The organism is Amphritea sp. HPY (genome assembly GCF_050870985.1).
Classification (GTDB): Bacteria; Pseudomonadota; Gammaproteobacteria; order Pseudomonadales; family Balneatricaceae; genus Amphritea.
Window position 1 is genome coordinate 180,227 of sequence record NZ_CP194015.1, and the last position, 23,713, is coordinate 203,939.

At 50.4% G+C, this 23,713-nt stretch carries 15 protein-coding genes; 11 read left to right on the forward strand and 4 right to left on the reverse strand.

The features are described 5' to 3' along the window. The first annotated feature begins 297 nt into the window (after window positions 1–297). The 5 genes from ACQUQM_RS00835 (at window position 298) to ACQUQM_RS00855 (ending at window position 7,008) form a co-directional block, all read left to right on the forward strand. Window positions 298–1,707 carry a hypothetical protein gene (locus tag ACQUQM_RS00835; protein ID WP_432472590.1) on the forward strand — a complete coding sequence of 470 codons (1,410 nt, stop codon included), beginning with the start codon at window positions 298–300 and terminating at the stop codon, window positions 1,705–1,707. A gap of 155 nt (window positions 1,708–1,862) precedes the next feature. After that, window positions 1,863–3,278: an SPOR domain-containing protein gene (locus ACQUQM_RS00840; RefSeq protein WP_432472591.1), complete on the forward strand. Its 1,416-nt coding sequence runs from the start codon at window positions 1,863–1,865 to the stop codon at window positions 3,276–3,278. A 12-nt stretch (window positions 3,279–3,290) separates the two neighbouring features. After that, a complete protein-coding gene (locus ACQUQM_RS00845) occupies window positions 3,291–4,523 on the forward strand; it encodes an SPOR domain-containing protein (protein WP_432472593.1) in 1,233 nt (410 codons plus the stop codon). Between the two features lie 63 nt (window positions 4,524–4,586). After that, window positions 4,587–5,804, forward strand: a complete 1,218-nt coding sequence (locus tag ACQUQM_RS00850) for a hypothetical protein (RefSeq protein ID WP_432472594.1) — start codon at window positions 4,587–4,589, stop codon at window positions 5,802–5,804. A gap of 109 nt (window positions 5,805–5,913) precedes the next feature. Then, the gene (locus tag ACQUQM_RS00855) at window positions 5,914–7,008 is read left to right on the forward strand and encodes a tRNA-queuosine alpha-mannosyltransferase domain-containing protein (protein ID WP_432472596.1); all 1,095 of its coding nucleotides are present in this window, start codon (window positions 5,914–5,916) and stop codon (window positions 7,006–7,008) included. A gap of 21 nt (window positions 7,009–7,029) precedes the next feature. Here the strand turns inward: ACQUQM_RS00855 and ACQUQM_RS00860 are convergent, their stop codons facing one another. Both ACQUQM_RS00860 and ACQUQM_RS00865 read right to left on the reverse strand, forming a co-directional pair. Then, window positions 7,030–7,449, reverse strand: coding sequence for a hypothetical protein (locus ACQUQM_RS00860; protein WP_432472598.1), 420 nt, complete (start codon window positions 7,447–7,449; stop codon window positions 7,030–7,032). A gap of 190 nt (window positions 7,450–7,639) precedes the next feature. Beyond that, the gene (locus ACQUQM_RS00865; RefSeq protein ID WP_432472600.1) at window positions 7,640–8,128 is read right to left on the reverse strand and encodes an Lrp/AsnC family transcriptional regulator; all 489 of its coding nucleotides are present in this window, start codon (window positions 8,126–8,128) and stop codon (window positions 7,640–7,642) included. A gap of 406 nt (window positions 8,129–8,534) precedes the next feature. Here ACQUQM_RS00865 and leuA point away from each other — a divergent pair, with 406 nt between their 5' ends. Continuing rightward, complete coding sequence (gene leuA, locus ACQUQM_RS00870) at window positions 8,535–10,193, forward strand: 2-isopropylmalate synthase (RefSeq protein ID WP_432472601.1); 1,659 nt, start codon at window positions 8,535–8,537, stop codon at window positions 10,191–10,193. A 70-nt stretch (window positions 10,194–10,263) separates the two neighbouring features. Here the strand turns inward: leuA and ACQUQM_RS00875 are convergent, their stop codons facing one another. Next, window positions 10,264–11,577 carry a DEAD/DEAH box helicase gene (locus ACQUQM_RS00875; RefSeq protein WP_432472603.1) on the reverse strand — a complete coding sequence of 438 codons (1,314 nt, stop codon included), beginning with the start codon at window positions 11,575–11,577 and terminating at the stop codon, window positions 10,264–10,266. Window positions 11,578–11,840: 263 nt separating this feature from the next. Here ACQUQM_RS00875 and rapA point away from each other — a divergent pair, with 263 nt between their 5' ends. Next, on the forward strand, window positions 11,841–14,714 hold the full coding sequence (gene rapA / locus ACQUQM_RS00880) for an RNA polymerase-associated protein RapA (RefSeq protein ID WP_432472604.1): 2,874 nt from the start codon (window positions 11,841–11,843) through the stop codon (window positions 14,712–14,714). A gap of 143 nt (window positions 14,715–14,857) precedes the next feature. Further along, window positions 14,858–16,267, forward strand: coding sequence for a DEAD/DEAH box helicase (locus ACQUQM_RS00885; RefSeq protein WP_432472606.1), 1,410 nt, complete (start codon window positions 14,858–14,860; stop codon window positions 16,265–16,267). Window positions 16,268–16,304: 37 nt separating this feature from the next. On the opposite strand, the gene ACQUQM_RS00890 is transcribed toward ACQUQM_RS00885, so the two are convergent. Beyond that, window positions 16,305–17,240, reverse strand: coding sequence for a GGDEF domain-containing response regulator (locus tag ACQUQM_RS00890; protein ID WP_432472607.1), 936 nt, complete (start codon window positions 17,238–17,240; stop codon window positions 16,305–16,307). Window positions 17,241–17,520: 280 nt separating this feature from the next. On the opposite strand from ACQUQM_RS00890, the gene ACQUQM_RS00895 reads away from it, so the two are divergent. The 3 genes from ACQUQM_RS00895 to nosR all read left to right on the forward strand — a co-directional run bounded on the left by ACQUQM_RS00895 (window position 17,521) and on the right by nosR (window position 23,673). Beyond that, window positions 17,521–20,556, forward strand: coding sequence for an EAL domain-containing protein (locus ACQUQM_RS00895; protein WP_432472609.1), 3,036 nt, complete (start codon window positions 17,521–17,523; stop codon window positions 20,554–20,556). Between the two features lie 323 nt (window positions 20,557–20,879). Then, window positions 20,880–21,299: a copper-binding protein gene (locus ACQUQM_RS00900; protein ID WP_432472611.1), complete on the forward strand. Its 420-nt coding sequence runs from the start codon at window positions 20,880–20,882 to the stop codon at window positions 21,297–21,299. A gap of 181 nt (window positions 21,300–21,480) precedes the next feature. Then, the gene (gene nosR / locus ACQUQM_RS00905) at window positions 21,481–23,673 is read left to right on the forward strand and encodes a transcriptional regulator NosR (RefSeq protein WP_432472612.1); all 2,193 of its coding nucleotides are present in this window, start codon (window positions 21,481–21,483) and stop codon (window positions 23,671–23,673) included. Window positions 23,674–23,713: the final 40 nt, after the last annotated feature.

Consider the following 23,713-nt stretch of genomic DNA (forward strand, 5'->3'; position numbering starts at 1 on the left):
GTGATCAGTTCCGGCTTTTTTATACCCATTTAGCGTATTAATCCGGGCATCGCTACTGTGAAAGTCGTCGCTAAAAAAATAAGCTGATGTAAAGGTTTGTATTTCAGCGATAACTCTAGTGGTCTAGTGGATAGCTCTACTGTCTATACAATCACTTTTCACTGTATTATATGGACGGGTGCCCAGTTAAACAGGTACCTTTAATACCGGAGGGGGGACTGGTTAGACTGCCATACAGGCAAAGGATTTAATCAGCTCGCTGAACCTGATGTTTAACCCAAGGTTTCGGCAGGAAATATGAAGGATAAAAGGACGTGGGCAATACCCGCCCGTATCGGAGCAGTTTTCAGTACAGCAGTCGCTACGACTGCAATTTTTGCAAGTACACTTCAGGCCGCAGACACTGCGCTCTGTTATTCTCAATTTGATGATTCCCTTTATAGTCAGGCGGTCGAGTCGTGTCGTGCCGATGCAGAGCTTGGTGACGCTAAAGCCGCTTTTTTGCTGGCGACCATCTATTATCAGGGGCTGGAAGGTGACGTCGATGATCAGCGAGGGCTATTCTGGGATCAGGTTGCCGCAGAAAAAGGTCATCCCCAGGCTGCATATCGACTGGCTCTGGCTTATCGCTTAGGTCAGGGCGTACGACAAGATTCGCAACAGGCATTCCGCTGGTATATGCAGGCCGCCCAGGGCGGTCATTCCGGCGCGCAGCGCAACCTTGGTGCGATGTACGAATCCGGGCAGGCTACGATGAAGGACCTTCAGCGCGCTCATTCCTGGTACAAGAAAGCTGCTTTTGCGGGCGATGCTGAAGCTCAGCTACGGCTTGGCACTATTTGGCTGGAAGGTCGAGGCGTCAGCGCAGACAAGGCTAAAGCACAGCACTGGATTCGCAAATCTGCCCAAAGCGGTAATCATAATGCGCAGCTGGCCCTGGGAGTTATGCTGGCGGATGTTGATCCGCAAGATAGCGCAATCTGGTATCGAAAATCAGCAGATCAGGGCAACTTGCTGGCGATGCAGAACCTGGCGTTGATCTATTTTACCGGTCAGGGTGTTGCTATTGATCTGCAAAAAGCTTTGCTACTGGCGCAGCAGGCGGTTGCTCAGGGTAATCAGCAGGCCAAACCACTGTTACAACAGATTCAACTGCAGCTGGGACAACAGAAAGTTGCTGATTTACGTGCGGAAAAAGCAAAGGTTGCTGCTTTGATCAACTCGCAACAGATTAGTCAGACCAACAGCGTATCCACAGAAATCAGGGCTGCCGCCATTGCTTCAGGACCTGCTTCTCCGTCAATATTAGCATTACCCGCCCCTGCAGCTGGCCCGTCAATTACCGGTCCTGTCATTGCTCAGCCGTTAACTGTCAAAACTTCTAAAGCTGCCGAATCGTTGTCTGGGATACTCCCCGATGGCTGGATTTTGGATCAGCCTGAAAGTCGTTATGTGATTCAGCTGGCTAATGGCGATGAAGAAGTGGGAATTCAGCGTTTTATCAGAAATAAAAACGTTCCGGTCGGGGCACGCTATTACCGTACGCAGAGGGATGCCGGGCTGTTTTATGTTCTGATTTATGGGGAGTACGGTAGTGTAAAAGAAGCAAGGGAAGCGTTGCTTGAGTTGCCGACAGCGGTACGCAAGAATCACTGGATCAGAAATATTAGCACCTTGCAGGAAAACTATCGCAAGCCGAAGACTTAAACTGATCGATATCTATTCATTGGTTTTAGTCGCTTTAATGACGTGAATTCTTGAGAAATCAGGTAGGTTATGGTCTTTTTAGCGGTATTGGGGAACTGGAAACTGTTCCCTTTAACTATTTTAATCACTTAGCTTGCTTGGAGAAGGTTTTACAGATGGTCCGATTTTTCCGGGTTCACACCCTGCTCGTTTTCCTTCAGGCGGTTGTCATCCTGCCGACTGCTATGGCGAGTGAGAGCATTGAGCAGTGCCGGAAATTGTATGCCGGATCAGATACCCAGAGCACATATGCAACTTGTTTTCCTATAGCCGATTCCGGTAATGGTGAAGCGAGCTTTATCCTTTCAAATCTGTATACCCAGGGCCTCGGAACTGCAGCCCCCGATCTGAAACAGGCTATGACCTGGCTTAATCGATCAGCAGATCAGAACTATGGTCCGGCCTGTTATAACCTGGCGGTGCTCTATGAACGGGGTGACGTGGTCGAGCAGAGCTATGTGATCGCTTTTAACTGGTTTAAGAAGGGAGCAGAGCTGGGCCATATTCCCAGTCAGCTGAAAACAGGACTGCAGTCGCTGAAAGGGATCGGCACTCAATCAGACTATAGTCAGGCGCTGTACTGGCTTGATAAGGCGGCCAGTGGCGGCAGTGCAAATGCTCAGGTAACTTTGGCGATTTTATTGAGCGTGTCGGATCATGATAAAGGGATTTATTGGTATAAGCAGGCTGCGCAGCAAGATAACTCTTATGCTCATTATCAGCTCGCGGATATATATACCTACGGCAAATTGAGACAGCCTGTTAATTTGCAGCAAGCGCAGCACCATGCTGCAGCCAGTATCCGACTGGGACGACTCAGTAGCCAGCCGTTACTTGATACGATCAAAGCACGCATAGCGGCTTCCGGAAAACCGTTCACGCGCAACAACAGTGTCACAGAAGAAGCTGCAAGACAGCCAACTACAGAGCAAAACCCTGTGGCTGAAACTTCTGCCGAAAACAGCCCTGATCTGGCAGAGAGCAGCCTTGAGCTGGCAGAGAACAGTCCTGAGCTGGTAACAAGCAGCCCTGAGCAAAATATTCCTGCACCTGTTTCAGAGCTAACTGCTACGTGGGCAAATCCTGCATCTAAGAACGATATCGCACTGGATGCTGAATCCCAGGCTGAGTCTGTTCAGGATGTTGTCGTCCCAGGTGTCATTGCTAAAAATACTGAAGCTGAGCAGAGAGATTCGGCAGAAAATCCGATAAATCAACAGTCTATGTTGAAAGACCGGAACTGGTTAATGGCTCAGCCAAAACAGATGTTTATATTGCAGCTGGTGCAACTGAGCCGGGAAGAGTCGGTGTTGTCTTATCTGAAAAAACATAATCTTGAAGGCCGGGCAAATTATTATCGGGCGCATACCAATGCCGGGGTCGTGTACGTTGTATTGTACGGTGAACATTTTGCCAGCCTGCCGTTAGCTAAGCGGGCAGCAGCAGAACAACTGAGATTACCGGCAGCTATTCAGCGCGGTATCTGGTATCGACAGTACAATGTACTGCAAAAAACTTATAAAGCACCTTAGTTGGAGACAAGGATGTTAACCACAAAAAAATCAGGCGTGATCAGCTGTATCGTTGGAAGTGGGCTTTTTATGCTGAGTTGCAGTGTATTGGCTGCCGGGGCAAAGGATAGCTGTATTGAACAGTTTGCTCAGACGTCATATGACGCCGCTTTTACCAGCTGCTCAGCTATTGCTGCAAAAGACCCGGATGCGGCTTTTATCATGGCGCGTCTCTATTTGATGGGAAGCGCGGGCAAGCCGGATCTTGGCAAATCAGTTGAATGGTTGCAGCGGGCCACTGACCTTGGTCATGCTGAAGCTGCGTATAACCTTGGTATTGCATACCAGTATGGGCAAAGTGTAAATAAGGATCTGACGCGCGCACGCGATGCTTACCAGCGAGCTATCGCAGGAAATAATGCAAAAGCGATGCGTAATCTGGCGTTGATGTATGAAATCGGTAACGGTGTTAAGCAGGATGCCGCAAGCGCATTTCAGCTATATCTGCAGTCGGCGGGTCTGGGGTTAAGTGACAGCCAGCTTAAAACTGCGGTTATGCTATTGCAGGGAACAGGGGTAGTTGCTGATCCGGTACAGGGGCGTTACTGGTTGGAAAAGGCTGCCGAGAGCGGTGATGCTGACGCGCAGCTGCAACTGGCTATGTTACTGGCTGAAATTGATTTTATGGCCAGTTTGGGCTGGTACGAGAAGTCCGCCGAACAGGATAATCCTTACGCCATGCATAACCTTGCTCTGATCTATTTTCAAGGTGAGTATCTGCCTCAGGATACCGAGCTGGCGCTGGCGTATGCCCGAAGCAGTGTCCGGCTTGGTCATCGCCCCAGTGACGATATTGTTCAGGCCATTGTTATGGAACAGAAGGCTGCCGGACAGAGCCTTGCTGCACACACGCCTGCTGCACAGTCTGCTGCTAACAATACGGCTAAGTGGCAGGGGGATGAAACCGTCGCCCGCCTGCCTGATGGCTGGATCATGGAGCAGGCAGCGGAGCGCTATGTTATCCAGCTGAATAATGGACAGCATGAGAATGGCATTCAGAAATATATTCACAAGCATGATCTGTCCGGACCGGTACATTATTATCGAACCCGCAGGATCGCCGGTATCTTCTATGTGCTTGTCTATGGTGAATATGACACGGTAAGAGCGGCAAAGCAGGCGCTGCAAGAATTACCGCCAGCGGTACAGAAAGATCACTGGATTCGCTCGGTGGCTAAACTGCAGGACGTGTACCGCCAACCATAAGTTGCATGTGTAAAGTGGGTAAAGGAATACCCGGTAAAGTTTATAGGACAAAAGGATTTGACCATGATTAAAAAGATACCCCGAAGTAAAGCTGCGATCAGCCTGGTGCTGTTGTTATCCAGTGGCTGGGTTGTGGCGGAGCAGAGCGTTGCTTGTAAAGAACTGTTCAACCAGACTGAATACTCAGCGGCACTGACCCGTTGTCAGAAGTCTGCAGAAGAGGGCGACAGGGAAGCTGCATTCTCTCTGGCCCGGTTTTATGCGATACCTGATTCAGAACGTTATGATCTGCAGCAGACTTTTAACTGGTTGCAGCAGGCCACCGGTCTGGGCCACCCCGAGGCCGCCTACAATCTTGCCGTGGCGTATCAGCATGGCGATGGTACGGCACGACATTTACCGCTGGCGGTGACCGCTTACCGGCAGGCGATTGAATTTAATAACCCTAAAGCGATGCGTAATCTGGCCATGATGTATGAGTCAGGCAGTGGAGTTGAGCGGGATTTTGCCAAGGCTTTTGAGCTGTTTGAGCGATCTGCTCGGCTGGGGCGGAGCGATAGTCAGTTCAAGGTCGCCTCGATGTTGTTGCGGGGCAAGGGGGTCGACAAAGATCCGGTAGCGACCCGCTACTGGTTGGATCAGGCCGCGGGCAATAATGATGCGAATGCTCAGCTGATGCTGGCTATACTGCTGGCGGATTCAGACTTTGACAAAAGTCTGCACTGGTATAAGGAATCGGCGCAACAGGATAATGTTTATGCCCTGCATAACCTGGCGCTGATCTACTTTAGCGGCGAAAAAGTTGAGCGGGACCTGTTACTGGCGCTGGCCTATGCGGATAAAAGCATTGCGCTTGGAAATGATAAAAGTCGTAAGCTTTATATGGCTATCGCCAGTGAGGTCGCTCCGGCGGCAGGCTATGGCGCAACTACAACAACTTCCCCTACGCCTGAAAATAGCAAGCAAAGCCTGGATGCAGCTTACCGTGATCCCGATTGGCTGGCTGGAAAACAGGGTGCTAAGTACGTCGCCCAGCTGATTCTGTTGAGTACCAAAGGTAGCCTTAAACGCTTTGTAGAGCAGCATCAATTAGCAGGCCGGATTAATTATCTGCACCGTAAGGATGGCCCTCTGGATCGTTATGCCGTACTTTATGCGGCGGATTCAAGTGATAAAAATGAGCTAAAGCAAACGCTGCAGCAGTTATTGCCTGAGAATCTGGTCGAAAATGCCTGGATCCGCAGTTACGCTTCCTTGCAACAAGCCTATAAAGCGCGTTAAGCGAAAATCCAGCGACTCTCTGCCAAGATTCTGGTAAAAATGCCTGACCCTGGGGTTCTGTGGCTCTGCGGTTAGCGATCCTTAAAACAAGTTTATTAATGAGCGTAAAGTGAAAATCCTGTTACTCTCCGCGTATGATGCCGCCAGCCATGCCTATTGGCGAAAAGGTCTGGTCGCGCACTTTCCTGATCATGACTGGACCGTGCTGACCCTGCCCGCTCGTTACTTCTCCTGGAGGGTGCGAGGGAATAGTCTGAGCTGGGCTTTTGGCGAAGCAGAAACGCTGCAGCAGGACTATGACCTGGTGATCGCCACCTCTATGACCGATTTGTCAGCATTGCGCGGATTTGTACCATCGCTGGGGCAGATTCCGACCCTGGTATATGTTCATGAAAACCAGTTCGCCTATCCCGAATCAGGTCGTGAATACGGCAGTGTCGAACCGAAGATATTAAATATTTATACCGCGCTGGCAGCTGATCATCTCTGCTTTAACACCGAATATAATCGTCAGAGTTTTCTCGATGGCTGCCGCAAGTTATTAAAAAAGCTACCGGATCAGGTGCCGCCCGGGCTAACAGCGTCGATAGCTGATAAATCATCGGTGGTGCCGGTTCCCCTGCCAGAACACCTGTTTTTATCGGGTGAACTGAAGGCTGGGCCATTGCAGCTGGTCTGGAATCATCGCTGGGAGTTCGATAAGGGACCTGAACTTTTATTGAAAGCAACTGAGCAACTGATCACTGCCGGGATAGACTTTAAACTGCATGTAGTCGGCCAGCAGTTCCGTCAGGTCCCGGCTGCTTTTGCCCAACTGAAAACGGTACTGGGTGATCGGGCCGGGAGCTGGGGATTCATGGAGTCTGTCGCAGACTATCGCAGGCTGCTACAGCAATCTGATGTAGTGATATCCACAGCGCTACACGACTTTCAGGGGATCGCGGTACTCGAGGGCGTTGCCGCCGGATGTATTCCTGTAGTACCTGACCGGCTTGCTTATACCGAGCTGTTTCCAGCAGATTGTCGCTATCGCAGTGGTGATGGTGAGACTGAAAGCCTGGTCGCAATGCTAACCCGATTGGCGCAGATCAAGGCTGCAGGTAGCTTGCCCTGTGCACCATCAGTAAAACAATTGGGTTGGCAGAGTCTGGGTAAGGACTATGCTGAGCTTATCAGGAGGTTAACCGGACAACCAGCAGGCTAGTCCGTTTTCAGGCTGCTTGTGTTAGCCGGCTTCCTGGCGTGAGACAACTTCAATCCTGAAACAGCGAAATTGGAGAGCAGCGCCAAATGCATGTTCAAAGCTAACCCTGATATAAGGCGTCATCGGTTCACCGTTTCGCAGAGTGCCGCGTTCTTCATATTTGAAGCTAAGATCGTACAGCGCATTCTGATGGTTAAAACCCTGCAGGCCGATCCCTTCGCAGTCATGGAACCTGAGAGTAACCAGGTAGGGGTGCTGCAAGGCGCATAACTCTAACTTCAGCTCCAGTACCGGCCCGATCCAGGTATCATCTTCAGGGCGGACGTCGCCCCGCCAGATGTTGAGGTTATGTACTTCAGCATCATGGAAATTGGGCCATTCGCCCAGTTCCAGGATCAACTGACTGTTTGCAATATCGGTCACCGGATTAAAGGGCTGCATAATTAGGCCTGTATGGATTACCTATCTCATCGGTGTTATCCACCAATATAGTTCAGTGGCACCGCAGTGCCATCGACAATCTTGCGCATAATAAACGCCGATTTCACGCCGGTTACGCCACGAATGCGGGTGATCTTCCCCAGCAGAATATCGTGATGCAGTGATCATGCTCCTATCAGCCACCGCAACTTTAGCCCCCGATATAGTTCAGTGGCACCGCAGTGCTATCGACTATTTTACGCATGATAAAGGCGGATTTGACGCCGGTTACGCCACGAATGCGGGTGATCTTCCCCAGCAGAATATCGTGATACCTGTCCATGTCGGGCACCGCGACCTTAAGCTGGTAATCGGCATCATGGCCGGTGATCAGATAGCACTCCATCACCTCCGGAAAGGTGTTGATGGCACTTTCGAACTCTTCAAACCGCTCCGGTATGTGTTTGTCCATGCTGATATGTAAAATGGCGATCAGGTTAAGATCAACCGCCCGTTCATCAATCCGAACCACCCGATCTCGGATAACCCCGGACTCTTCCAGATGTTTTACCCTTCTTGAGCAGGGGGCTGCAGTCAGTCCGACCTTCTCTGCAAGATCCTGATTTGAAAGGCTGCCATCGCCCTGCAATTCGCGCAATATTTTAAGGTCAAATCGGTCCAGAGGCGGGTTTGATTTCATGTTTTGTTATCTCGGCGCAATTTTTTGATACGGTTAATTGTATTTTGTTTGATAATATTGCGCAATTGCTTGTAAATTGTTTGATTGAGATAGGTAATTGCGCAGCAAACTCATTAAAATTTGTTCTATTGATTGCTGCAGCAAGAAATATGTTGCCGAGAGCTTAAAAGCATACCGTTACCAGCGGATGTGGGAGACAACACTACCAGTGTCTATCCGGTTCAGAGCACCAGCTTACCGAGCTGAGGAGTGTGTACCACAAGTATACTGAAAGACAGATTTGGCCCCGCGGTTTGACTCAGTCAGGCAGCGGGGTTTCAGTTTCAACTGAGAATTGTTAAAAGCCAGATTAAATTAAACCCAGAATAATAACTGCCCGTGGCAGCTATCCGATCAGGACAATATTATGTTCGACCATCGTAAATACAGTGCATTCCAACCTATCCGTTTAACCGACCGCAGCTGGCCGGATAAAACGATCACTCAGGCGCCGGACTGGTGCAGTGTTGATCTTCGGGATGGTAACCAGGCACTGGTAAATCCGATGAGTGTTGAACAGAAAACACGCCTGTTTGAGCTACTGGTAAAGTTGGGTTTTAAAGAGATTGAAGTAGGTTTTCCTTCCGCTTCAAAACCGGATTTTGATTTTGTTCGTAAGCTGGTTGAGGAAAACCGTATACCTGACGATGTCAGTATTCAGGTACTGACCCAGGCGCGGGAAGAGTTGATCAAACGCACCTATGAAGCGATGGCTGGTGTAAAGAAGGCCATTATCCATGTTTATAACTCAACCTCTACAGTGCAGCGGGAACAGGTATTTGGCCAGTCCCGTGAAGGTATTAAAGCTATTGCAATACAGGGCGCGCAATGGGTTCAGCAATATGCAGAGCAACACCCGGATACCGAGTGGACCTTCCAGTACTCTCCGGAGAGCTTCACCGGTACTGAACTGGATTATGCTGTTGAGGTGTGTGATGCGGTTATTGCCGAATGGCAGCCGGAAAAAGGCCGTCAGGTAATCATTAACCTGCCATCCACCGTCGAGATGTCGACGCCGAATGTATTTGCCGATCAGGTTGAATATTTTTGCCGTCATCTGGCGCAACGCAAAGATGTCCGTATCAGCCTGCATACCCATAATGACCGGGGCTGCGCAGTTGCCGCAACAGAGTTGGGCGTGATGGCTGGTGCCGATCGTGTTGAAGGAACCCTGATGGGTAATGGCGAGCGTACCGGTAATATGGATGTGATTACCATGGGTATGAACCTGTACTCGCAGGGTGTTGATCCCAAGCTGGATTTTTCCAATATTATGGAAATAATCGAAGTGGTTGAAAGTTGCACTGAAATTCCGGTTTCGGTTCGTCATCCATGGGCGGGAGAGTTGGTGTACACCGCTTTTTCCGGCAGTCATCAGGATGCTATCCGTAAGTCAGTTAACTATCATACCGAGCATAAGAAACCTCACTGGGATGTTGCTTACCTGCCGATCGATCCCCGCGATATAGGTCGTGAGTACGAAGCAGTAGTGCGGATTAACAGTCAGAGTGGTAAGGGCGGTGTTGCGCTGGTACTGGAGCGTGATTACGGTATTGAGTTGCCGAAATGGATGCATTTTCCGCTGAGTAAAGTGGTGCAAGGCGCGGCTGAAAAGAGCGGTGTTGAGGTCTCGCCGGTGAATATTAAAAAGCTATACGATGAGCACTTCGTGCAGGTGGCACAGTCCTGGCAGTTGCAGGATTATGATCTGCACACAGAAGCTCACAAGGTCAGTGCTCAATTCAGTATTGGTAACCATAAGGTGCGGGGGGAAGGTGCCGGTGCCCTGGAAGCATTGTGTGCCGCTTTGACGGCGCAGTATGGCTGTCAGCTCGAAGTGATTCAGTTTGAACAGACGGCGATCAGTGGCGGTACCGATGCCAATGCCCAGGCCTGTATCGCGGTTCAGGTTGATGGTGTCGAGCATTGCGCGGTAGCAATCGCTGAAGACACCTCTGCTGCAGCGTTGCAGGCGATGCTGACCGCGTTCAGCCGCAGCGGTTGTGAAGCCGTGAAAGTCGCCTGACGATTATTGCTTACATAACAAGTACAAAAAACCGGAGCTTAGCTCCGGTTTTTTTATTCTTATTATCAGACTATTCTTTTGAACTTTTCGGCGATTTAGGGCCTCTGCCAACGCGCTTCTTTGGCTTGGCTTTTTTAGCCGCTTCCTTTTTAGCCGCGGCTTTCTTAACCGCCTTCTTGCTGCCTTTGGCTTTTACCTTCGGCTTTTTCGGTTTAGCTTTCTTCTGATCGCTCGGTTCCGGCTTCTGTGCGCCTAGTCCTGGGTAGGTCGCCCGTTCCAGTTTGGTGCCGATGAAGCGTTCGATACGACCAAGGCTTGGCCAGTCCATGCTGTCGACCAGTGACCAGACAGTGCCTTTGGCGCCGTCGCGGCCGGAACGTCCGGCACGGTGAACGTAGCTGTCGGCTTTCATTGGCAGGTGCAGGTTAACCACATGGGTAAGGTCCGGCAGGTCTAGGCCACGGCCAACGACATCGGTGGCGACCAGGATCTTGAAACGACCGCGGCGCATCTCTTTAATACGCTGGTTCCGTTCACTCTGACGCAGGTCTCCGTGCAGACCATAGCACTGCAGGCCTGTACTGCGGATAAGCGACACCCACTGATCCACCTGTTTACGACTGTTAACGAAAATCAGCGCCTGATTGATCTCACGGGACTGCAGCAGTGCCTTGAGCAGAAACTGTTTATGTTGCTCATTATCGACCTGATACACCGATTGCTGAATATTCTCAGGGATATGGCGCGGTTGCTCGACCGCGATGCACTGGGAATCTTCATTCAGCAGGTCGGTAGCAAAGCGCTGGATTTTTTCACCCTCAAGGGTGGCGGAGAACATCAGGGTCTGGCGTTTTTCGGGCAGGACATCGGCAATTTGATTAATATCGTCGATAAAGCCCAGATCCAGCATGCGGTCAGCTTCATCGATAATCAGCATATCGACAACCGACAGGTCCAGCCACTCAAGTGCATTCAGTTCCAGCAGGCGGCCTGGCGTTGCTATCAGAATATCGATCGGTTCTGCCAGCATGCCTTTCTGCATCCCGAATGGCACGCCGCCGAGAATCAGGCAGCTGTTGATCCGGCTCTGCGCCGTTTGCTGCTGTATTACCTGATAAGTCTGCTTAGCCAGTTCGCGGGTCGGGCTGATAATCAGGATCTGCGGCGCACTGCTGCTGTCGACTTCAGAATCCAGTACATGCTGTAGCGCAGGCAGGACAAATGCCAGGGTTTTACCGGTACCGGTAGGGGCCGATGCAAGCAGGTCATAACCGTCCATAATGGTCGGGATTGCCTGCTGCTGAATCGGTCTTGGTGTCAGAAAATCGTTTTCTGCAAGGGCTCCGAGGATCTCTAAATCAAGATCCAGATCGAGAAATGACATTATTACTTTAGTCTCTGAAGAGTATTTGTCCGCAAGCATACTATATTTTGTTCTATGAGGGTTCAGGATCCTGTGAATTAAGTCCAGTGTAAGCTCTCTTAATTGTGCAAAAGCAGGGCTTTTAAGAGAGGTGTAAGAGTTGTTCGAAGGTTGCTTTATTTAGTGGCCGAAAAAGCCTATTATGCCGCGCTTATGCAGGGTATTTTTGTCAGAGTCAGCCCTGCCTGATAATTTGAAAAGTTGTATTGAAAGAGAGCTGTCTTTTGTCTGAGTTTATTGCCGGTCAACGCTGGATCAGTAACACCGAGTCCAGCCTGGGGCTGGGTATTGTGGTAGAGGTGGCAAACCGCCGTGTCGTGATTAGTTATCCTGCCGTAGAGGAGGAGCGTACTTATGCGACTGATAACGCGCCTCTGAGCCGGGTTATCTATCCTGTCGGTGAGAAAGTGAGCTCCGCCCTGGGTATGAAAATTACCATCGAGGAAGCGGAAGAGCTGGATGGTTGCATGGTCTATCACGGTTCCGACCGGGATGGCGATATGTTCAGTTTTGAAGAGATCGATCTGGATAGCTCGGTACATTTCAGTAAACCCCATGACCGCTTGTTTGCCGGTCAGGTGGAGAAGAACTCCCGCTTTAACCTGCGGGTTCAGAGCCTGAAGCATCAGTTCAACCATTTTCAGTCAGAAAGCTATGGCCTGATCGGTGGCCGGGTACAACTGCTGCCGCACCAGCTTTATATCGCCCACCAGGTTTCCCGTCGTTTTGCGCCAAGGGTTTTGCTGGCCGACGAAGTTGGCCTGGGTAAAACTATTGAAGCGGGTCTGATCCTGCATCAGCAACTGGTCAGCGGTAAGGCAAACCGGGTATTGATCGTCGTGCCGGATAGCCTGGTACATCAGTGGCTGATCGAGATGCTGCGACGCTTTAATCTGCGTTTTTCCATTCTGGATGAGTTGCGTTGTCAGGCACTGGAACTATCGAACGATGGTATCAACCCGTTTGAAAGCGCTCAGTTAGTGCTGTGTAATCTGTCGTTCCTGAAATCCAGCCCGGATCGCCTGATCCAGGCTCTGGATGCCGGTTGGGACACGCTGGTAGTGGATGAAGCCCACCACCTGAGCTGGTCTGAAGAACAGTCCAGCCCTGAATATCTCTGTATCGAAGCCCTGGCCCGGGAAGTCAAAGGCCTGTTGCTGCTGACCGCAACACCGGAGCAGCTGGGGGTGAACAGCCATTTTGCCCGTCTGCGCCTGCTTGATCCGGATCGTTACTACGATCTGGAGAAGTTCCGTGAAGAGGAAACCAGTTATCAGCCGGTCAGTAAGCTGGTCGAGCAGCTGTTAGCTGAAGATGCTAAAGAACAGCTGCAGGATGCCCCGGAAGTATTTCAACAGCTAACCACTTACCTTGGTGCTGAAACCGTTGCCCAGCTGCAGGAAGAACTGGCCAATGACACTCTTGAACATGCGCTGGACGATGCGGTAAACAGCTTGCTTGATCATCATGGTACTGGTCGGGTGTTGTTCCGTAACACCCGTGACGGTGTTGCCGGTTTCCCGCAGCGTATCCTGCATAGCTATGCGCTGCCGGAGCCTGATCTGTATCTGGAAAGCGAGAAAGACCTGATGGCGGAGGCTGAGCTGGATCAGCTGCTGCATCCTGAACTGATTCTGGCGGATCGCTGGTTGGAAGCCGACCCCCGGGTTGAGTGGCTGGTGGACTGGCTGAAACAAAATCGTGATCAGAAAGCACTGGTAATCTGTGCCTATGCCGAAACCGCTAAATCCCTGGAAGAACATCTGCGTCTGTATGAAGGTATCCGCTCCTCGGTATTCCATGAGGGGATGTCACTGGTTAATCGTGACCGGGCTGCAGCGTATTTTGCCGATGAAGACGAGAGTGCACAGGTACTTATCTGTTCTGAAATTGGCAGTGAAGGCCGCAACTTCCAGTTCGCCAGCAACCTGGTGCTGTTTGACCTGCCGTTAAATCCAGATCTGCTGGAACAGCGGATCGGTCGCCTGGACCGTATCGGTCAGCGTAACGATGTACAGATCCATGTACCTTACTATGAGTTCGGCGCTCAGGCGCTGTTGCTGGACTGGTATCATGAAGGCCTGAACTGTTTCGAGCGGGCGTGTCCGGCAGGTCAGGTGTTATTCGATCAGTTCCTGGATCGTCTGATCCCGGCGCTGTATAGCGAGCTGGATGAGGCTGAGCAGGAGTTACTGATCAGCGATACACGTGCTGCGACGGATACCTTACTGGCTGATCTGCAGCAGGGGCGTGATCGTCTGCTGGAATTGAATTCCTGTAATACAGTTAAAGCAGCGGATATTGTCGAAAGCGTTGAACAGACCACCGCCAGCAATGAACTGAGCCGGTATATGGAGCGCTTGTTTGACCAGTTCGGTGTTGAACAGCAGCACCACAGCAGTAACTGCATTATTCTGACCCCCGGTGAGCATATGCACTGTGAGAGCTTTCCCGGCCTGCCGGAAGATGGTGTCACGGCGACCTATAACCGGAATATCGCCCTGAGCCGTGAGGATATGCAGTTCCTTAGCTGGGAGCATCCGATCGTCAGTGGTGCGCTGGACATGGTGATCGACAGCGAATTTGGTAATACTGCGCTCTGCTCGATCAAACTGCCGCCTTTGAAACCGGGTACTTTGCTGCTGGAGGCGATCTTTACCGTGCACTGTACTGCACCAAAGCAGATGCAGATACAGCGCTACCTGCCGCAGACCCTGACCCGGGTGGTGGTGGATACTAACAATGCTGATCTCAGTGGCATTCTCACCGAGAAGCATATTAATAACCTGGCGGAACGGGTTGGCAAGCGCCAGGCCGTTGAGATTGTTAAGCATACCCGTGCTGAAGTGACCAAAATGGTCGATTTTGCCGAGACCATAGCCGACAAACAGGCGCCGGACATTATTGATGCGGCCAACGCCAAGGTTGAAGAATTGCTGGGGGCTGAGGAGTCACGGCTGGTTGCGCTGGCGGCGGTCAATCCGAATATCCGTGAAGATGAGATCGCATTCGTTAGCGAAACCAAAGCAGCGGTGCTGGATCATCTGGCCGCGGCGCAACTGAAACTGGATGCGGTACGGGTCATTATTGCGACCTGAGGAGTCTGCGAACAGGTTTCGTGCACCTCTGAAAGCCCACCTTCTTTAAAGAGAGGGGGGCGCGAAAGCAACCTTCTGCCTGGTCTGGCTGTTTGGAAAGGGTTTGCCCTTCCACTGCTTAGCCTTTTGCGCATCAGGTTGCTTTGCGTACCGCAGAGAAAGCACTGGGCTTATTCTCAGGCGACCTGATCTGCTATCATCACCTTTCTTTTATTTACCGGAGCATTCCGTTGGCACAAGCTGAGCAATTTAAAGATCTGGGGTTAGATTCCCGCCTGTTTAAAGCAATTGAACATATGGGCATTGAAACCCCGACTGATATTCAGGCCCAGGCAATACCGGTGGCGCTGAATGGCAAAGATCTGATCGCTTCTTCCAAGACCGGCTCCGGTAAAACCCTGGCTTTTCTGCTGCCTGCTATGCAGCGGCTGATGAAAAGCCGGGCGCTGAGCAAACGTGATCCCCGGGCGGTGATTCTTGCCCCGACACGGGAGCTGGCGAAACAGGTGTATGCCCAGTTGCGAGCCCTGACTGCCGGTACTCAGTTCAAGGCTGTGTTGGTGCTGGGTGGCGAGAATTTTAATGATCAGGCCAAAGATCTGAGTAAAGACCCCCATCTGGTGGTTGCGACACCGGGTCGTCTGGCGAATCATCTGGATGAGCGGACACTGGTATTGAAAGGTCTGGAGCTGCTGATTATGGATGAGGCGGACCGGATGCTGGATCTGGGTTTCGCAAAGCAACTGAATCAGATCAATGAAGCGGCGGATCACCGTCTGCGCCAGACCCTGATGTTCTCGGCTACCCTGGATCATGCCGAAGTCGACGAGATGGCGATGAAGCTGCTGAAAGCGCCGAAACGTATCGCTGTCGGGGCGGCCAACGAAGAACATAAAGATATCAGTCAGCGTTTCTACCTGTGTGATCACCTCGATCATAAACAGGCGTTGCTGGAGCGCTTGCTGGAAACAGAAAGCTACCAACAGGCGATAATTTTTACCGCAACCCGTTCCGATACTGATCGCCTGGCTAAGGTTTTCATCGACAAAGGTTTACAGACCGCCGCGCTGAGCGGTGAGATGAGTCAGGCCGAACGGAACCGGATTATGGATAGCTTCAGTCGGGGGCAACAGCAGGTGCTGATCACCACCGATGTCGCATCGCGAGGACTGGACCTGTTGCAGGTATCACTGGTGGTTAACTTCGATATGCCGAAACAGGCGGAAGAATATGTGCACCGTATCGGTCGCACCGGTCGTGCCGGCGCCAAAGGTGTTGCCGCATCACTGATTGGCCCTAAAGACTGGGATTCTTTTAAGCGGGTTGAACGTTTCCTGCAGCAGCAGATCAGCTTTCTGACCCTGGAAGGCCTGACAGGTAAATTCAAAGGCGTTAAGCCAAAGCCTAAAGCGGTGGCGAAGAAACCGGCTGCTAAGGGGGCTAAAGCTGCTCCGAAGCGGGTGGTTAAGGCACCTCAGGACCGTAAGAACCGCCGCCAGGCCAATCGCCAGATCGTATCTGACGATGGTATGGCACCACTGAAGAAGAAGTAGCGCCCGTTCGATCAGCATTGATCATTTGAACTGCCTGTTATTCAGCCTGCAACTCAGTTTGTACGGGTGAATAACAGACAAACCGGTTTCTGCCGCTTTCCTTCGCTTCATAGACTGCACTGTCGGCCTGATGCAGCAGTTCCTCAGCATTACTGGTGCCCTGTGCGCTGGATGAAATGCCCATGCTGGCGGTAACATAATCTGCCGTTTCTGAGTATTTGTGCTCAATTTTATTTCCGGCCAGTGCTGTCAGGATCTTATCTGAGATATTCTTCGCGCCCTCTAAATCGGTATTGGGCAGTAAAATCACAAATTCTTCGCCCCCGAAGCGGGCCAGCATATCGGCAGGTCGGTGTAACTGATCACTGACGATCCGGCTGAAAGTTTTAAGGCATTCATCGCCTTGCTGGTGACCGTAGTTATCGTTATAAGGCTTGAAATGATCGATATCGAGGAATATAAGCGACAGTTCTGACTGCTCTCGCTGACGAATTCTCCAGGCTCGCTCGAGAGATTCGTCCAGCCCGCGCCGGTTAACCACTTCGGTCAGTGGGTCGATCTGGGTGAGTTTAAGCAGCTGCAGGTTAACTTCGTCCAGGTCAGCTTTCATCTGCGCAATCCGTGACATGGCACGAATCTTAGCGCTGAGCACCGTACTGTTAACCGGTTTGTTAAGGTAGTCATCGCCACCGGCATCGATACCTTCAGCCAGGTGCTGGTCATCATTCTGGCCGGTGAGAAATATAATCGGTACCCATTGCGGATGTTTTTTCCGGATCAGCCGGGTCAGCTCAAAGCCGTCCATCTCCGGCATCTCCACATCCATCAGGATCAGATCGATAGAATCATTGTCCAATATGGCCAGTGCTTCGCTGGCCCCCGACGCGGTGACCGGTGTGTATCCTTCATGCCTGATTATGGCGCTGACCATCTCACGGATCAGCCGGGTATCATCGACGACTAAAATTCGCATATTAAAACCTGATGATTACAGTTGTTTTTTAGCCCCTTTTACGAGGCGTTAATTAATAATAGGGCTGAAGTTGTGTCTGGCAATCAGCAGATTCATCAAAGTGGGAGGTCGTTTGATCCAGGGTTGAAGGCGGCGGACATAGTTTCTTCACAAATTGGCATATCTGACACTGTGAAACAGATTAATTGCACTATGCTTGTTCTGGATAGTGTCTTCTTTCAATCGGGCTGTATTTCAGGAGATCGCTAAGACAAACAATGGATATCTGTAAGGATAAAGGATGTTTGGATTACAGAACGCCTTATTTTTTCGGGTGGCCCGGCTACGGGCTTTATTGCCCTGCTTGCTTATACTGGTTTGTTTTCTTTCAGTAGCGACTGTTGAAGCAGATAGCATTGTAAAGCATCAGTTTCATGAGTCGCTGGACCTTACCGAACAGGAGCAAGCCTGGCTTATTCAGCATCCAGTACTGAAATTAGGTATCGACCGCAACTTCGACCCATATGAATGGATCGATGAGAACGGTCTCTATACTGGTATCGCAGCGGATTATATAGGCCTTCTGGAGCAGCGACTTGGGGTTAGTATTGAACCGGTGAGTACTAAGAGCACATGGTCAGACGTGCTCAAGTCAGCCCGTAACGGTGAATTTGACCTGATGTCCTGTCTGGTTAAAACCGACGAGCGTGAAGCCTTCCTGCTGTTTAGTGAGCCGTATCTGTCCAGTGTGGCTGTGATCATCAGTGAACAGGCTAAAGGCTATATTGGCAACCTGAAGCGACTGGAGGGCAAGACAGTTGTTATCCATAAAGGTCACTATACCAATGAACTGCTGAAGCGGGATTATCCGGCAATCAACATTATAAATACTTCCTCTATTGAAGAAGCTTTATGGATGGTAGCGCAAGGCAATGCGGAGGCCTTTGTCGGCGATGCAACAGCAGCAAGCCATACAATGAAGCAGCAGGGCATCCTCAATCTTAGTTTCTCAGGCCACACCGATTATCAGAGTGATTTCAGAATAGCGGTGAATAAAGAAAACCCGCTGCTGGCTTCAATTATCGACAAAACGCTGGCGAGTATCTCTCAGCAGGAACGGGATCATATTTATGATCATTGGCGGGGATTGGAAATGCCGTCAGGTATTCAACCCGCTGAATTGGTAAAATATGTGTTAGCAGTTGTGTCGCTGATGCTGGTATTTGTCTACTGGAACTATCGGCTGAGGCGATCTGAACAGGCTCATCGGCTCAGTGAAAAAAAGTTTCGTAATTTGGTAGAGACGACCGACGGAATGGTCTGGGAAGCGGATGCTGAAACACTGTGCTTTATCTCTGTGAGTGACAACGCTGAGCGGTTGTTTGGCTATACCCCGCATGAGTGGCAACAACCTGGTTTCTGGTCGCAGCATATCCATCCTGAAGACCGTGAATGGGCTGTCGCTCTTTTCTGTGATGAAAGCCAACAGCTGAGGGATCATGTATTTGAGTACCGCTTTATCAATAAGCAGGGAGCTACAGTATGGCTGCGGGATATGGTAAATGTTGTGTTGCAAGATGGAAAGCCGCGCTGGCTAAGAGGCTTGATCCTCGATATTACCGATCAGAAAATGGCTGAACTGTTAGTCAGGGAGAGTGAGTTTCGCTTTCGTGAACTGATTGAGAGCCTGCCGGCGATTGCGGTGCAGGGCTACGACGAAGAGCGTCGTGTGATCTACTGGAACGATGCCAGTACCGCGCTCTATGGTTACAGTAGTATGGAAGCGATTGGGCGGAAGCTCGAAGACCTGATAATACCCCCTGAATTAAAAGATCAGGTAATTGAAGCTCATCGTAGCTGGCTTGAACAGGGATTAGCTATTCCTGCTTCTGAGCTGGAATTGTTGCATAAAACGGGCTCTCGAATACCGGTCTTCTCCAGCCATGTGATGTTGCAAGCCGGGCAGGGGCAGCGTGAGATGTACTGCATCGATATCAGTCTGGCTGAACAGAAGCGGGCGCATCAGGAACTGGCGCACATGGCGCACTTTGATCCACTGACACAGCTTCCGAACCGGCGTACTTTTTATGATCGGCTGGGGCAGCAGATGAAGAAATCATCCCGCGCACGACAAAAAGTAGCCGTCATGCTGATGGACCTTGATCACTTTAAAGAGGTCAACGACAGCCTTGGCCATGACCATGGCGACCTGCTGCTTAAGCAAGCGGCCAGACGTTTACAAAGTTGTATCAGGGATACGGATACCGTCGCGCGATTGGGTGGTGATGAGTTTACGATTATTCTCGGGGAGCTGGATGATTTTAAGGTGGTAGAGCGGGTCGCCCAGCAGATTCTGACGTTAATGAGCGAGCCTTTTAACCTGAACCAGAATCAAGTCTATGTTTCTGCAAGTATCGGCATTACTTTATATCCGGATGACGCCGGGAGTATCGATTTATTGCTGAAAAACGCCGATCAGGCGATGTACGCGGCTAAATCCAGAGGTAGAAATGGATTTCATTACTTTACCCGTGAGATGGAGGGGCAGGCTCAGCAGCGCAGGTTGCTGGTGAATGATCTGCGTAACGCCTTGTCTCTGCAACAATTTGAACTGTTTTACCAACCGATAATTGATCTTAACAGCGGCCGGTTGCATAAAGCCGAAGCGTTGATTCGCTGGCATCATCCGGTGCAGGGGATGGTTCCGCCGATGGACTTTATTCCGGTAGCAGAAGACACCGGAATGATTGTCGATATCGGTAACTGGGTATTCAGTGAGGCGATACAACAGGTTGCCAATTGGCAGCAGCAGGGCATTGATATTCAGGTCAGTATTAATACTTCCCCCGTTCAGTTCCGCTCTGAGACTTGTGATCAGGGGCTATGGTTTGCCCAGCTGGCGGCACTGAACCTTGAAGGCTCATCGGTGACCATTGAAATTACCGAAGGGCTGTTAATGGAAGCCAGTAAGAAGGTGAGTCATAAACTGCTTGGCTTCAGGGATGCCGGAGTTGAAGTGTCGCTGGATGATTTTGGCACCGGTTATTCTTCACTCTCATACCTGAAACATTTTGATATCGATTACCTGAAAATTGATCAGAGTTTTGTCCGTAATCTGCAGCCTGATTCTGATGACCATGTGTTATGCGAAGCTATTATCGTGATGGCCCACAAGCTGGGTATTAAGGTAATTGCGGAAGGTGTTGAAACAGAGCAGCAAAGAGAATTGTTAGTTGCCGCAGGCTGTGACTATGGCCAGGGTTACCTGTTCGCCAGACCACTACCGGCGCAAGAGTTTGATCTGCTGCTGGAAAAGCGAGAAAGGTTATCGATATAACGCAGGTTACGGCTTAAAAGAATTAGCTTCAGAATCTTCGACAGCTTGCAGCGCAAGTGTCAATTTATCCACTGTCTTCATTAACAGAAAACATCAGCAGGGCAGTCGATCGTTTATTGCCAGAATTGAATAAGCTTATATGTTTATTCGTGCATACCTCTTGAGAGGTATTTTTAGCGCTTAACTATTTGAATAGTAAAAGTTTATTCTTTTTGTTGTCATTTCTGTCATGATTGATGATTATCAAGTAACACGCTATTTTCCCTTGGTACTATCTCGGTGTGGCAAATTGTCGCATGTGTTGAGAATATCAGGAGCCAGATGTGAAACTAATCAGCAGTAATTCCTTTCTTACAGCAGCTACAGCTGCTGCCGCTTTAGTAGGCGCAATTGTTACCGCAACGCTGATCAGTACAACAGTGACTGCTGGTGATATGAAACATCAGCAGCCAGTTATGGCAGGCGCAGAGCACAGTCAGCACAATATGGAAAATCATGCGGGCATGAAGATGATGGCCGAAGAGGTTATCGCTACCGGTATGGTTAAGGGCGTTTTAAGTAACACTGCTCAACTTAAAGTTCAGCATCAACCGATAGCTGAATGGAAAATGGCTGCGATGCAGATGAAATTTAACCTTGCGCCAGGGATCTCTGTCGCTGATTTTCAGGAAGGGCAGCATATCCGTTTCCGCCTGAAGCAAGAGAACATGATGAAGTTTACGATTACTGAGGTGTTGAAGTAATCGGTACCAAAGTTGCCTGTCCTGAATCAGTGCGCTGTATCAGGACAAAAGCAAGAAAACATGATGAAGTTTACGATTACAGAGGTATCGAAGTAGCAGTTGCCAGGGCTGCCTGACCTGTTTCAGTGAAGGCAGAGGACGACACTACCCGATAACCTTTTTTGCAAGTGTGGTAACCAAAATGGAATTGTCTGACAGTTCACATATGATCAGGTCTTTCAAAAAGCATCTGATCTCTCTCTTCTGCCTGATGGCAGTTGTCCTTTTTTCACCTGTCGCTTCAGCGATGGTAACTGTTTCTGACGATCAGAAGCTGGAAACAATAAACGCAGCATTCCCGCAAGCCTCTTCCGTAGGCAAAAAACAACCGGTTGCCGAAGGCAAAATGCTTGCCTGGACCGCCTATAAAGGCGATGAAGTACTCGGTTACGGTTTCGAAACCGATGATGTAACTAAAATTCCAGCCTATTCCGGCAAGCCGGTAAACACGCTTATCGTGATGGATACCGAAGGTAAAATCAGGGCCACCAGGATACTTGAGCATCATGAGCCGATTCTGCTGGTCGGTATACCGGAACAGAAACTGTTTGATTTTGCCGCCGCTTACGAAGGCCTGAATGTTACCGACAAAGTTCGGGTCGGTGCAGGTAATAATGACGATGTAATCAACGTCGATGTAGTTGCCGGTGCGACTGTAACGGTGATGGTGGTCAACGAAGCCATTATGCGCTCGGCGCGCAAGGTTGCACAGGTACTCGGCATTGCTGGTTTGTCAGAACAGGCAGTCGTTCCTCCTGCAACTATTAAGCCCGATGTTTTTGCCAAAGCGGACTGGAATACGCTAACCGGTGACGGCTCTATTCGCCGTCTGATGCTGGTTGAAGGCGATATTGATAAAGCGTTTGAGGGTACTGAGGCCGCAACGAAAGGCAATCGTACTGCAGAACAGCAACAACGCATGTTCATCGATATGTACTATGCGCCGCTGAATGTGCCAAGCATCGGCCGTAATCTATTGGGCGATGATCAGTATCAATGGTTGATGGGTGAGCTGGGAGAAGGTGATCAGGCGCTGGCGGTGATGGGCGAAGGTCAGTATTCGTTCAAGGGTAATGGCTATGTGCGTGGCGGTATCTTTGATCGTACTCAGTTGCAGCAAGCCGGTAAGGCGATCAGCTTCCATGATACCGATTACTACCGTCTTGATGATGTCTACATAGAGGGCTTCCCAGGCTTTCGTGAGATGGCGATCTTTATTGTTCGCAACCAGTATGATTTCGACCTGGGTACCCCCTGGCAGCTGGAACTTCTGGTACGCCGCCAAATAGGCGCGCTGGATAGTATCTTCACAAGTTTCAACGGGGACTACCTGACGCCTGAAAAGTATTTGGATCGTCCAGAACCAATCGTTGAGCCAGAGCCGGAAGCGCTTTGGGTTTCTATCTGGAAAGAGAAAGCTTTTCAAATTGTTGTGCTGACAATTGCACTCGCAGTGCTGTTTATCGTGATCTTCATTCAGGATGTGTTGGTTCGTTACCCGCGTCTGATGCACGGTATTCGTCGTGCCTATCTGGTGTTCACCGTGTTCTTTATCGGCTGGTACACCCTGGGTCAGCTGTCGGTAGTTAACGTATTTACCTTTGTTCATGCCCTGAAAGGGGACTTCCAGTGGGACCTGTTCCTGCTTGATCCGATGCTGTTCATCCTGTGGGGCTTTACTGCGATGACCATGCTGCTCTGGGGCCGAGGTATCTTCTGCGGCTGGTTGTGTCCGTTTGGTGCGGCGCAGGAACTGATTAATGAGCTGGCGCGTAAGCTTAAAATTAGACAATTTGATCTGCCATTTGCGGTGCATGAGCGTCTTTGGGCTCTGAAATATGTGATTCTGCTGGGCCTGTTTGCGGTCTCACTGGAGTCTCTGGCTGAAGCCGAAAAATATGCTGAGATTGAGCCGTTTAAGACCACTTTCCTGCTCAAGTTTCAGCGTGACTGGGGTTATGTGTTCTACGCGGTATTCCTGCTGGTGATCAACATATTCACCCGCAAAGTGTATTGCCGTTACATCTGCCCTCTGGGTGCAGCACTGGCGATTCCAGCCCGCCTGCGTCTCTTTGACTGGCTTAAGCGCCGCAAAGAGTGTGGTCAGCCTTGTAAGATTTGTGCCAATGAATGCGAGATCCAGGCGATCCACCCGGATGGCACTATCAACGCAAACGAATGCCACCAGTGTCTGGATTGTCAGGTGACCTATTACCGTGATGACAAGTGTCCACCACTGGTACAGAAAAAACGTAAGAAAGCTAAGCAAGAAGCTGCTCTGAAAAAAATTCCGGCAGTAGAAATTGACGACCTGACGGTACAGTCGGGCGCCTAATTAAATTATCGCCCGGCATAGGCGTTGGGCGTATTTTGTG